Source organism: Paenibacillus xylanexedens (assembly GCF_007676705.1).
GTDB lineage: Bacteria > Bacillota > Bacilli > Paenibacillales > Paenibacillaceae > Paenibacillus > Paenibacillus xylanexedens_C.
The window spans coordinates 140830-152817 of sequence record NZ_VEBF01000010.1 but is presented as its reverse complement, the minus strand read 5'-3'; the positions used below and the strand labels follow the sequence as shown (position 1 = coordinate 152817).

Genomic DNA, 11988 nt, shown 5'->3' with positions numbered 1-11988 from the left:
GGACCCTCTGCTAAGGGGTTAGACTGCGTAAGCGGTGCGAGGGTTCGAATCCCTCTCTCTCCGCCATCTTTACCTAAAGATGGACAAGCAATCAAGACACAATTAATATGGCGGTGTAGCTCAGCTGGCTAGAGCGTACGGTTCATACCCGTAAGGTCGGGGGTTCGATCCCCTCCGCCGCTACCATATTACCCAGGAGGCTTAGCTCAGCTGGGAGAGCATCTGCCTTACAAGCAGAGGGTCGGGGGTTCGATCCCCTCAGCCTCCACCATATACGCCGGTGTAGCTCAACTGGTAGAGCAACTGACTTGTAATCAGTAGGTTGGGGGTTCAAGTCCTCTCGCCGGCACCATTAATGCCTGGAACCGTGGTGTAGTTGGCCTAACATGCCTGCCTGTCACGCAGGAGATCGCGGGTTCGAATCCCGTCGGTTCCGCCATTAATCCTAAAAATTAAATATGGCTCGGTAGCTCAGTCGGTAGAGCAGAGGACTGAAAATCCTCGTGTCGGCGGTTCGATTCCGTCCCGAGCCACCTTTAATCCTTGGAGGATTAGCGAAGTGGCCAAACGCATCAGACTGTAAATCTGCTCCCGTACGGGTTCGGTGGTTCGAATCCATCATCCTCCACCAGTTTTATGAGTCATTAGCTCAGTTGGTAGAGCACCTGACTTTTAATCAGGGTGTCGAAGGTTCGAGCCCTTCATGACTCATCTTTTAGAAGAGAGTGATTAATCATTAATTTGATTAGTCACTCTTTTTTGTTATGTAATTTTAGCTGAATATGGATATTTATTAATGCTGCGCAAGATATGATAAAATAATAGAAAATAAGCAGAGTGGTGGCGTTCATTATATGAAGCTCATACCTGATCTAAAACAACAAATTGAAGTCATTATAGGTACAACTTTGGATGAATACGAAATCACAATACAAGAATGGATGCAATCCGTGGAGAATCTGGTTGCTCTTCATGGAAATTCGGAGACCTTTAGTAATGAAGGGGAGAGTCAGGAGCTACCTGATCAATCTAGATCTCAAGATTCATTATCCGATGTGATCAGTCTGAATACGGGAGAGCGTATATTTTTTAAGGTTCGGATGAATGAGAAAGAAGAGACTGTTGTGTGTTGGGGATGCGCTGCAAGATCTATCACTGTGGAAACACGGCAATTGATTGAGCTTATAATCCGTACTAACACGGGACTAACTGCTGAGGCACAGCCTGTTGTATATGAGAATGATAGAGAGCAGTATCTAACTGAATTGGGTCTCTGGCTTAAAGAGCAGATCGAACAACCAACCAAGAAGGAAGCTGAAGCTGTTCCTGATCGCTTTGTAGTGGCGGCAGGGTTGAATACGGAGAAGATTCTGTTTTTGCTCCAAGGGGATACACCGGATGCACATCGTTTACGTTCCAAGGAACTCAACAAGTTGCTTGAGAGTTATTTTGGCGAGGAGATTGTATTGATTCCTTTAGGGGAGCAAGAGTGGATTTTCATGGGGGATAAAGAGATTGTTACAGAAGAAGCCGAGGAAGATACAACGGAAGCCAAAAAGGATTCATTGAACGCTTTTTGTCTGGGGTTGCATGAATTGGTCGCAAGTGAGTGGGCAGGTGTGTTCCATCTCTCTGCATCCCTACCATGCATTCCGGCACAACAACTAGTATCGGTCACAGCTCTTCTTAAAGAAAGTGTTCACTTGGGCAGAGCATTCCATGTTACGCAGCATATTCATCTTCCATGGGATCTGCATCTGGAGCGTTTGGTAGCGAGCATTCCAGATGAACAACGCATACGTTTTATACAGGAAACAGGCAAAGACACGTTAATCTTCAATGACAGTGAGACACTTGCTACGCTGGAGACCTTTTTTAGCCTGGACTGTAATGTCAGCGAGACAGCGAAACGACTTTTCATTCATCGTAATACGTTGGTATACCGTCTGGACAAGATCAAACAGGAGATTGGCTATGATGTGAGGCACTTCGAAAGTGCTGTTCTAGTGCAGTTTTTACTACTAATGTACAAAGTGACGAAAAAGCATTGATATTTTTGTGCAGTTTGCGAATAGTCAAACCTCACGTAGATAGGGTATTATAAAAATACAAATTGTATTCGATTACAAAATGATCTCTGAGGAGGCAACAATCATGGCTGGAGTACGTTTAGAGCATATTTTCAAAAAATACCCGGGTTCTGATAAAGCAACTGTAGTTGACATTAACCTGGACATTAAAGATAAAGAATTTCTGGTACTGGTAGGTCCGTCCGGTTGTGGTAAATCAACAACACTGCGTATGATCGCAGGCCTTGAGGAAATTTCTGAAGGTAAACTCTATATCGGTGACCGTGTCGTTAATGATGTTGCACCTAAAGACCGCGATATCGCGATGGTATTCCAATCCTATGCCCTGTATCCGCATATGAGCGTATATCAAAACATGGCGTTTGGTTTGAAATTGCGTAAGGTTAAAAAAGATGAGATCGACAAACGTGTACGTGAAGCAGCTAAAATTCTGGATATCGAGCATTTGCTTGAGCGTAAACCTAAGGCATTGTCCGGTGGTCAACGTCAACGTGTCGCTTTGGGACGTGCGATTGTCCGTGATCCACAAGTGTTCTTGATGGATGAGCCTCTCTCCAACTTGGATGCCAAACTGCGTGGTCAAATGCGTGCAGAGATCACTAAACTTGCGAAACGTTTGGAAACAACTGTTATCTACGTAACGCATGACCAGATCGAAGCTATGACGATGGGTGATCGGATCGTTGTTATGAAGGATGGTATCATCCAACAAGCAGCTTCTCCGGAAGAGTTGTATAACCTGCCGGCTAACCTGTTCGTAGCTGGTTTCATCGGTTCCCCGACAATGAACTTTATCTCGGGTAAACTGGCTGAGCAAGGTGCTAACTTGCACTTCGTAGCTCCAGGCGTGGACGTTGAAATCCCGCAAGGTAAAGCACAAGTGTTGAAATCTAGAGGATACATTGGCAAAGAAGTGATTCTGGGTGTTCGTCCAGAAGACATTCACGAAGAGCCAGTATTCCTGGAAGCATCCCCGAACTCTGTATTCTCTACTCACGTAGATGTAACAGAGAACTTGGGTCACGAAATGCTCCTCTACCTGAGCGGTGTTGGTAATGATACAACGATCGCACGTGTAGACGGACGTTCTAACACTCGTGATGGTTCCACAGTTAAAATGGCCATCGACATGAACAAAGTTCATATCTTTGACAAAGAGACTGAAGTGAACGTACTTCTTCAAGACTAATAATACTGAGATTCCTCGGTGACGATGGAACCTGACAGTTAACGCAATTATACATTGTATTGAGAGCCCCTTCCGTTATTGCTGGAAGGGGCTTTTTTAAGATTATTGAATCTATAAGTTTTCAACGGGGCTGAAGGATTCGATGATCGTTAGAAATCTACTAAACCACGAATGTAGCATCCCCGTTACTGCTTCGATCAGAAGACTTTTTCTTACTAATGGTTGTGGCAGGCCGCGATTGCATTCAGCCCGGAATTCATTTAAGATTATTTGAAGGTCTGTCTTCTTATCATTAAGAGAATTGACTGTTGGAAGGGTATGCAATCTGTACCCCATGTTGTGAATGCGCTAATAATGGAAAGAACTGATACACGATCTGAATTACATAGAGGGACAGCGAATGCTGAAAGGAAGAGACAAATGGCGAAAAAAGTGAAAGTATCCGAATTGGTACAGCAGTTTCAGTTAGAGGTTGTTTCTGGATCTCACGGACTGAAAAGAGTCATTACGGTAGATGATCTGAACCGTCCTGGTCTGGAAATGGCCGGTTATTTTGAATACCATCCACAAGAACGTGTACAGTTGCTTGGAAGAACGGAGCTTGCCTTTTTCGCAATGTTGCCGGAGCAAGAACGACGTGATCGTATGCAACGTCTTTGTACGGAAGAGACACCTTGTATCGTTGTAACGCGCGGACTTGAAGTTCCGCAAGAACTGATTGATATTAGTGAAGAACGGGACCTGGCTGTATTGCGTAGTAATATGGCAACAACGATTCTGTCCAGCCGGATTACCGGATTTTTGGAGGGCAAATTAGCACCTACTGCAACGATTCATGGTGTACTGTGTGATGTATACGGGGTTGGTATGTTGATCACAGGTAGTAGCGGTATTGGTAAGAGTGAAACAGCGCTTGAACTGGTTAAACGCGGACACCGACTGATTGCCGATGATGCCGTAGAAATCCGCCAAACATCAGACTTTCAGTTGCACGGTACTGCACCTGAACTGATCCGCCATTTACTCGAAATTCGAGGCGTGGGCATCATCAACGTCATGACTTTGTTCGGAGCTGGTGCAGTTCGTAATAACAAACGGATTACCTTGGTTGTACGTCTGGAAGCATGGCAGCAGGATAAACAATATGATCGTCTGGGTCTGGATGAAGAGACAACACGGATCATTGATACCGATGTGCCTCTCGTTACGATTCCTGTTCGTCCGGGACGGAACTTGGCCGTTATTATCGAAGTGGCCGGCATGAACTATCGTCTGAAACAGATGGGTCTTAATGCTGCATTGCAATTCACGAATAAATTGACAGCAACCATCTCAGAAGATATGGAAGACATGGATTAAGAAGCATATATAAATTGAACTTATGATAAATGGTTGACATGTACTGCTTCTCTGAAGGCGCAGGGCATGCCAACCTTTCGTCATGCGTGCGATTGATCGAATTTATAGGAGTGTGAATGAATGGATACATTATTACTGTTGAACCCGATCGCGTTCTCTATTGGAGCGTTAAAGGTTCACTGGTACGGGCTTATTCTTGGTGCCGCGGCACTTGTAGGACTATTGCTCGTGATCCGGGAAGGTAAAAGATACAATATCCCGCAGGAAGTGTTCATGGACATGGTTCTGTTGGGTGTGCCATCTGCCATCATTGGCGCCCGCATCTACTACGTAGCATTTAAATGGGACGATTATAAGGATAATTTCTGGGATGTCTTTAAAATATGGAATGGCGGTATTGCCATCTATGGTGCACTTATTGGTGCTATCATCTGTGCAGTTATTTTCTTCCGTCGTAAAGGGTATAACTTCTGGCGTATGGCCGATATCTGTGCGCCTGGACTTATTGTTGGACAGTTGATTGGACGCTGGGGGAACTTCGTGAACCAGGAAGCCTACGGCGGTCCCGTGGAAGAATCATTTTTGAGAGACAAGCTTCATCTGCCAGACTTTATTGTGAATCAAATGAACATAGACGGTGTGTTCCACCATCCTGCGTTTTTGTATGAATCGATGTGGAGTCTCGTTGGTCTGGTCTTGCTGCTGGTTCTGCGTCGTCAGAAGTTTCTGCGTTCAGGCGAACTGTTCATGTCTTATTTCATCTGGTACTCTATCGGTCGCTTCTTCATTGAAGCTTTGCGTACGGACAGTCTGGGCTTCCAGGCTCCGCAGTGGGTTGCTTCATTAGTGGACGGGTTGTGGTCTCCAATGACTGCAATGGGCTTCGAACAAGGATATCTTGATCCTGCATACGGTAACGTGAGAATCTCACAACTGCTCGCTATTGGCATCATAATTGTTGCTGTTGTATTCATTGTGGTGAGAAGAGTGACAGGTAAAGCGGATGTTCGTTACAGTGATCCGATTGTATCGTCCAAAGTTCCTGCAGATGATATGGAGCATACGGGAACGGTTGCTGGCAAAGAGAATAAGGTAACGCCTCCAGCCAAAGACGATCCGAAGCAAGTTGATGATAAAAAGGAGTAATGCAACATGATTGACACGGTATTGTTCGATCTCGATGGAACGATTATTGATACCAATGAGCTGATTATCAGCTCATTCCAGCATGTCATGGGGGGATGGGAGCATTCAGCTCCATGGACACGGGAACAGATTATTCCGCATATGGGTGGCACACTGGAGCAGCAAATGCGCACCTTCTCAGGGCAGGAGGAAGTCTCCGAGTACGTGAAAGGTTACCGCGCCTATAATGATATCCATCATGAAGCGATGGTTAGACCTTTTCCACATGTTATTGAGGTAGTAGAGGCTCTGCATCAGGCTGGCATTGTGATGGGTGTGGTCACAACCAAAATTCGTCCATCTACATTAAAGGTGCTTGAGCGTTTTGACCTGCTTAAGTACATGCAGACGATTGTAACAGTGACCGACGTAACGAATCCGAAGCCACACGCTGAACCTGTACTGAAAGCCATGACGGAACTGGGTGCAGATCCTGCCAAAACGTTAATGGTGGGTGACAGTCCGGTGGATATCCAATCGGCACAAAATGCTGGGGCTCTCTCAGCAGGAGTTGCATGGTCTCTGAAAGGGGAAACGATCCTGAATGGATATGGCCCCGATCACATGCTGCATGATATGAGAGACTTGTTGAAACTCATCCGGATTGAAACGGAACGTTCATGAGAAAAGTAACCCGCTATCCGGTAGAGGACCAGAATGCACTTTGGCATATCTACAAGACAGTGAGTCCGTGGAAGGGCGTTCGTAATTTTATCTGGATCCAGTTGTCACGCTACTGTCCGATTCTATCGGTGAAGAACTGGATATACCGCCGTATGCTCGGTATGAAGGTGGGAAAACACACAGCTTTTGGCCTGATGGTGATGGTAGATGTGTTCTTTCCGGAGAAAATAACGGTTGGTGAAAACTCGGTCATTGGTTACAACACAACGATTCTCGCTCATGAGTATCTCATTAAGGAGTACAGGCTCGGTGAGGTGATTATTGGGGAAAATGTACTGATTGGTGCCAATACAACAATTCTGCCCGGGGTGACTATAGGGGATGGAGCCGTTGTGGCTGCCGGAGCTGTCGTACATAAGGATGTTGCTCCAGGAGCTTTTGTTGGAGGCAATCCACTGCGTGATTTATCACGTCCGGCAGCTTCTACTGAAGAGACTGTCTTTAACATGGATGATTCTTCTCAGGGTAGTGTGCATTAAGTCCATAAAGTGATAAATCAAGATGAATTAATGAAGATGATTCGATGTAAAAAGCTGCTGATGGCAGCTTTTTTCGTATATAAATACCGATTGGTGAGGGTAACGGTGCGTGTATATAATAATATGTTCATCCAAGGACGTTCAAGCCTCGGTATTGTTGACGGTAATGCGGATTTCATGTTATCATATCCCATATCCTTTAGTTTGTTAGCACTTTACCATGTAAAAGTATTTTAAGAGAATTAAACATGATAAAGATTAAACTAAACCAATAGTTGAAAGCTTTTTACGGCAATACGGTGATTCAAGTTTATAAGATAGAATGGGGATTTACACTACATAAATCCTGTTGAAATAGAACGAGTGCGACTCTTAAATTACTGACTCGGGGTGAATATTACCAATGTCCAAACCAAAAGGTTTTGAAAAACCGACCGGATTCCGCGACTATACACCACATGTAGTATCCAAGCTGCGGACGATTGAACGCAATGTACTGGAATGTATGGAACGCTGGGGTTACCGTCAGATCATCACGCCAACGATTGAATATTACGATACCGTAGGAGTAGCAAGCTCTACATCAGACCGAAAATTATTTAAATTATTGAACAGCCGCGGAACCACGCTGGTGCTGAGATCGGATCTAACGGCTCCGATTGCACGCGTAGTTTCGTCCATGCTCAAAGATGAGCAGTTACCGCTGCGTTTATCCTATCATGCCAACGTATTCCGTTCCATTGAAGAGGAAGCTGGACGTGAGGCGGAATTCTTCCAGACAGGCGTGGAGCTGGTCGGGGACGACTCACCTGAAGCGGATGCAGAAGTTGTTGCGTTAGCAATTGCCTCTTTGCAGGCAGCGGGCGTGTCTTCTTTTAAAATAGCAATGGGGCATATGGGATTCCTGAACGGATTACTGGAGGAAGTAATTCCAGGTCAGACCGCTGAGCAGGAGCAATTGAAGGAAGGTCTGCTCGGACGGGATTATGTCGGCTACCGCCAGTCAATTGAAGCATTGAATCTGGAGCCTAAGCTTAAAGAACAGCTTGAAGCGATCCTGCGCCTACGCGGTGGTAAGGAAGTATGCACACATGCGGCAGAGCTAAGTTCCAGCGCTGAAGCAACTCAATCAATTGCACATCTGTGTGCGGTATTCGAAGTGTTGGAAGCTTACGGTGTATCTGAGCATGTACTGATTGATCTGACGATGATCGGTGACTTCTCCTATTATACGGGCATGACGTTTGAAGGGTATGCGGCAGAACTGGGATCACCTGTATGTAGCGGCGGACGGTATGATAATCTGTTACAACAGTTTGGGCGCTCGTTACCAGCTACAGGATTTGCACTGAAAACCAACCGGATTATTGATGGCGTTCATGGCATTATCATTGAAGAGAAAAAACCAATACTTATCCAATACAGCCCGAAACGTCGGGCAGAGGCACTAACAGAAGCGGCAAGATTACGCAGTATGGGTCAAAATGTAGTGACACTCCTTCTTTCTAAAGACGGAGCTGAGGGAAATGCTGTATCGGGTGGAGCAACAACTGTTCAGGCTGAGCAGGTTATTACTTACGGATCTGAAGAAGGAGGACGCTGAGATGTCGGATATTCTGAAGGTGGCCATGCCGAAGGGCCGAATCTATAAAAAAGCCTCCAAATTGTTCCGTGAAGCGGGACTGGATATTCCAGAAGACGTGGACGATACACGCAGACTGGTCATTGAAGTACCGGAAGCAGGAATGGAATTCATCATGGCGAAACCCGTGGATGTTCCAACGTATGTGGAGTACGGTGTTGCCGATATCGGAATTGTCGGTAAAGACGTGCTGCTGGAGGAGAATCGGGATGTGTATGAACTGTTGAATCTGGGAATCGCTCAGTGCCGTATGTCTGTCATTGGACTTCCGGACTGGAAACCAGGTATCCAGCAACGTGTCGCAACAAAGTACCCAAGGATTGCTTCGCAGTATTTCCGGGAGCAGGGACAGCAGGTCGAGGTGATCAAGCTGAATGGTTCCATTGAGCTTGCACCCCTGATTGGTCTGGCGGACCGAATTGTCGATCTGGTGGAGACAGGTCAGACGCTGCGCGAGAACGGACTTGTGGAGATGACAGGCATTCTGGATATTACGAGCCGTCTTATCGCCAACCGGGTAAGTTATCGGATGAAAAATGCACGAATCCAGGCTTTATGTGATGCTCTTCAGCAGGTCATTCCGGCATCGAATGAGATTTCGGCAGGAAGCCTTCGGGGATAAGTTATTGCGTCGGAAACATAGATGAGAAACATGTAGAGCAGAGGTAAGGACACTAACAAAGAAACGAATCAGCCATAAGTAGGCAGGCATTATAGGGGATAAGGGGGTTGTACGCATGAAAATTGTACCTGCACGGGAGTTTGATCTGAAGCGAGAAGTAGAGTATGGTACGCCAGAGCAAAATGAAACGGTACGGCGCATTGTCAGCGACATTCGCCAGGAAGGAGATGCGGCCCTGCTGCGTTACACGGAGCAGCTGGACCGCACGAAGCTGACGGCAGCGGAGCTACGCGTGCCGCAGGAAGAGCTGCAGGCGGCTTATGCAGCCGTGGAGCCATCCTTTGTGACGGCGATTCGGCAAGCCGCCGCCAACATTCGTGCGTTTCATGAGAAGCAGAAACGCAACTCTTGGATGGATTGGCAGCCGGACGGCAGCCTGCTGGGCCAGGTCATCCGACCGCTGAAGCGGGTCGGTGTCTATGTACCTGGCGGCAAAGCAGCGTATCCATCGTCTGTGCTGATGAATGTGATTCCGGCACAGGTGGCAGGCGTGCCGGAGATTGTTCTCGTGACGCCGCCGTCTACGAACGGCGGCGAAGGTATTAACCCGTACATTCTCGTCGCTGCTGCGGAAGCAGGCGTGAGCGAGATGTACCGGGTTGGCGGCGCTCAGGCCATCGCCGCCTTGGCTTACGGCACGGAAAGCATTGCCCCGGTCGACAAGATCTGTGGACCGGGCAATATTTACGTGGCGCTCGCGAAGCGCGAGGTATACGGTGCGGTCGATATCGACAGTATCGCCGGGCCGAGTGAGATTGTGGTACTCGCCGATGATACGGCGAATCCGGTGTATGTCGCCGCAGACCTGTTGTCGCAGGCGGAACATGACGAGATGGCATCGGCCATTCTCGTCACGAACTCGGCCACACTGGCGGAAGCCGTGCAGGGCGAAGTGCAGCGCCAGCTTGCTGTGCTGCCGCGACGCGATATCGCTGCTGCTTCCGTGGAGCAGTATGGCGCGATTATTGTAGTCGATTCCATCGATGAGGGAATCGATGTGGTGAACCGGCTCGCACCGGAGCATCTGGAGATCATGGTGCAGGAGCCGATGGCTTACGCTGGCCGGATCGAGAATGCCGGCGCGATCTTCCTCGGCCCATACAGCTCGGAGCCGGTAGGGGATTATTTTGCCGGACCGAATCATATTATTCCGACCAATGGCACTGCCCGTTTCAGTTCACCGGTGGATGTGGATGATTTTATCAAGAAGTCGAGTCTGATCTATTATAGTAAAGAAGCGCTGCTGCAGAACGGAGCGGCTATCATAGAGTTGGCCCGCCATGAGGGTCTTGAGGGACATGCCCGTGCAATCGCTGTACGGTTAGAACAGGAAGGAAAGGCGGAATCAGACAATGGATAAGCAAAATAATGGTGTGGAACTTGAAAACAAAGGCGCGGTGCGCCAAGCAGAGGTTGACCGCAAAACAAACGAGACCAATATCCAGTTGGCTTTTACTGTAGATGGAACTGGACAATCTACGATTGAAACGGATGTACCCTTCCTGAACCATATGCTGGATCTGTTCACGAAGCATGGTCAATTCGACCTGAACGTACAGGCTCGCGGAGATATCGACATCGATGATCACCACACAGTTGAAGATATCGGAATCTGTCTGGGGCAGACGTTGCGTGAAGCTTTGGGTGACAAACGTGGCATCAAGCGCTATGCCAGTGTTTTTGTACCGATGGACGAGGCGCTCGCTCAAGTCATTATTGATGTGAGTAACCGACCTCACTTTGAATACCGTGCAGAATACCCTTCTCAACAGGTAGGCAGTTTCTCCACGGAGTTGGTGCATGAATTCCTGTGGAAATTGGCGCTGGAAGCTCGGATTACGTTGCATGTCATCGTACATTATGGTCAGAACACCCACCACATGATTGAAGCGATCTTTAAGGCATTGGGACGTGCACTGGATGAGGCAACGATGATTGATCCACGTGTAACGGGTGTGCCTTCCACGAAGGGAGTGCTGTAGACGATGGCGATTGCAATTGTCGATTACGGTATGGGGAACCTGCACAGCGTCGGCAAAGCGGTCGAACGTCTTGGCTACGAAGCGCTGGTCACGGGTGACCGGGAAAAGATTCTTAGCGCAGATGGTGTCATTCTGCCAGGCGTAGGTGCTTTTGGTGATGCGATGGTTCATCTGCGGGAGAGTGGACTAGATACGGTGGTGAAGGAAGCCGCTGCCGGATCCAAGCCACTGCTCGGTATCTGTCTGGGCATGCAGCTGTTGTTCAGCTCGAGTGAAGAGCATGGCGAGCATGTGGGACTGGATATTCTGCCAGGTAAAGTGGTGCGTTTCGCACCAGGAGAACTGAAGGTTCCTCATATGGGATGGAACCGTTTAGAATTCCTACACGCCGAAAACCCGCTATTTACGGGACTTGAGGCAGGTCACGTCTATTTTGTCCATTCCTATCATGCACTTACTGAAAATAGGGACGATCTGCTGGCAGTGACCGATTACGGACATCCGGTTACAGCCATTGTAGGCAGAGGATCTAACTTCGGCATGCAATTCCACCCGGAGAAAAGTGGCGAACTTGGCATGAAGCTGCTCGGTAACTTTCTGGCTCTGACAGGAGCGCCTGTACAAAGGTAAATGTCTCTGGTATCCGTGGACAATAGGACGGGTGCAAGAGAGCGAACACATAGTCTACGCAAGTCC

11 protein-coding genes and 7 tRNA genes are annotated in these 11988 nt (G+C 47.7%); all 18 read left to right on the top strand.

What is annotated here, in order from left to right:
• Positions 1–109 precede the first annotated feature (109 nt).
• The 18 genes from FS628_RS28445 to hisH all read left to right on the top strand — a co-directional run bounded on the left by FS628_RS28445 (position 110) and on the right by hisH (position 11922).
• Positions 110–186 (top strand) — tRNA-Met (locus tag FS628_RS28445).
• 9 nt (positions 187–195) lie between these two features.
• Positions 196–271 (top strand) — tRNA-Val (locus FS628_RS28440).
• Between the two features lie 5 nt (positions 272–276).
• Positions 277–352: transfer RNA gene (locus tag FS628_RS28435), tRNA-Thr, on the top strand.
• Positions 353–361: 9 nt separating this feature from the next.
• A tRNA-Asp gene (locus tag FS628_RS28430) sits at positions 362–439 on the top strand.
• Between the two features lie 21 nt (positions 440–460).
• Positions 461–533: transfer RNA gene (locus FS628_RS28425), tRNA-Phe, on the top strand.
• Positions 534–545: 12 nt separating this feature from the next.
• Positions 546–631: transfer RNA gene (locus FS628_RS28420), tRNA-Tyr, on the top strand.
• 7 nt (positions 632–638) lie between these two features.
• Positions 639–711, top strand: a tRNA-Lys gene (locus FS628_RS28415).
• A 143-nt stretch (positions 712–854) separates the two neighbouring features.
• Positions 855–2051 (top strand): PucR family transcriptional regulator, encoded by a 1197-nt coding sequence (locus FS628_RS28410; RefSeq protein ID WP_145326408.1) that lies wholly within the window; start codon positions 855–857, stop codon positions 2049–2051.
• A gap of 103 nt (positions 2052–2154) precedes the next feature.
• Positions 2155–3279 (top strand): ABC transporter ATP-binding protein, encoded by a 1125-nt coding sequence (locus FS628_RS28405; protein ID WP_062837775.1) that lies wholly within the window; start codon positions 2155–2157, stop codon positions 3277–3279.
• A gap of 420 nt (positions 3280–3699) precedes the next feature.
• On the top strand, positions 3700–4638 hold the full coding sequence (gene hprK, locus FS628_RS28400) for an HPr(Ser) kinase/phosphatase (protein ID WP_091011999.1): 939 nt from the start codon (positions 3700–3702) through the stop codon (positions 4636–4638).
• Between the two features lie 120 nt (positions 4639–4758).
• Positions 4759–5784 (top strand): prolipoprotein diacylglyceryl transferase, encoded by a 1026-nt coding sequence (gene lgt / locus FS628_RS28395; protein ID WP_145326407.1) that lies wholly within the window; start codon positions 4759–4761, stop codon positions 5782–5784.
• A gap of 6 nt (positions 5785–5790) precedes the next feature.
• Entirely contained in the window at positions 5791–6447 is a 657-nt protein-coding gene (gene ppaX / locus FS628_RS28390) for a pyrophosphatase PpaX (RefSeq protein ID WP_145326406.1), read from the top strand.
• Positions 6444–6986 (top strand): acyltransferase, encoded by a 543-nt coding sequence (locus tag FS628_RS28385; protein WP_145326405.1) that lies wholly within the window; start codon positions 6444–6446, stop codon positions 6984–6986. Before ppaX ends, FS628_RS28385 begins: the two co-directional genes overlap by 4 nt.
• Positions 6987–7389: 403 nt before the next feature.
• Positions 7390–8589: an ATP phosphoribosyltransferase regulatory subunit gene (locus FS628_RS28380; RefSeq protein WP_145326404.1), complete on the top strand. Its 1200-nt coding sequence runs from the start codon at positions 7390–7392 to the stop codon at positions 8587–8589.
• 1 nt (position 8590) lies between these two features.
• Positions 8591–9250, top strand: a complete 660-nt coding sequence (hisG, locus tag FS628_RS28375) for an ATP phosphoribosyltransferase (protein WP_062837770.1) — start codon at positions 8591–8593, stop codon at positions 9248–9250.
• Between the two features lie 115 nt (positions 9251–9365).
• Positions 9366–10670, top strand: coding sequence for a histidinol dehydrogenase (hisD, locus tag FS628_RS28370; protein ID WP_145326403.1), 1305 nt, complete (start codon positions 9366–9368; stop codon positions 10668–10670).
• Positions 10663–11292: an imidazoleglycerol-phosphate dehydratase HisB gene (gene hisB / locus FS628_RS28365; protein ID WP_197997954.1), complete on the top strand. Its 630-nt coding sequence runs from the start codon at positions 10663–10665 to the stop codon at positions 11290–11292. Before hisD ends, hisB begins: the two co-directional genes overlap by 8 nt.
• Positions 11293–11295: 3 nt before the next feature.
• Complete coding sequence (gene hisH / locus FS628_RS28360; protein ID WP_145326402.1) at positions 11296–11922, top strand: imidazole glycerol phosphate synthase subunit HisH; 627 nt, start codon at positions 11296–11298, stop codon at positions 11920–11922.
• The last annotated feature ends 66 nt before the right edge of the window (positions 11923–11988 follow it).

Excerpts from the sequence above, each read along its gene's own strand:
- FS628_RS28410 (WP_145326408.1), top strand. The coding sequence starts at position 855 with ATGAAGCTCATACCTGATCTAAAACAACAAATTGAAGTCATTATAGGT.
- FS628_RS28405 (WP_062837775.1), top strand. The coding sequence starts at position 2,155 with ATGGCTGGAGTACGTTTAGAGCATATTTTCAAAAAATACCCGGGTTCT.
- hprK (WP_091011999.1), top strand. The coding sequence starts at position 3,700 with ATGGCGAAAAAAGTGAAAGTATCCGAATTGGTACAGCAGTTTCAGTTA.
- lgt (WP_145326407.1), top strand. The coding sequence starts at position 4,759 with ATGGATACATTATTACTGTTGAACCCGATCGCGTTCTCTATTGGAGCG.
- ppaX (WP_145326406.1), top strand. The coding sequence starts at position 5,791 with ATGATTGACACGGTATTGTTCGATCTCGATGGAACGATTATTGATACC.
- FS628_RS28385 (WP_145326405.1), top strand. The coding sequence starts at position 6,444 with ATGAGAAAAGTAACCCGCTATCCGGTAGAGGACCAGAATGCACTTTGG.
- FS628_RS28380 (WP_145326404.1), top strand. The coding sequence starts at position 7,390 with ATGTCCAAACCAAAAGGTTTTGAAAAACCGACCGGATTCCGCGACTAT.
- hisG (WP_062837770.1), top strand. The coding sequence starts at position 8,591 with ATGTCGGATATTCTGAAGGTGGCCATGCCGAAGGGCCGAATCTATAAA.
- hisD (WP_145326403.1), top strand. The coding sequence starts at position 9,366 with ATGAAAATTGTACCTGCACGGGAGTTTGATCTGAAGCGAGAAGTAGAG.
- hisB (WP_197997954.1), top strand. The coding sequence starts at position 10,663 with ATGGATAAGCAAAATAATGGTGTGGAACTTGAAAACAAAGGCGCGGTG.
- hisH (WP_145326402.1), top strand. The coding sequence starts at position 11,296 with ATGGCGATTGCAATTGTCGATTACGGTATGGGGAACCTGCACAGCGTC.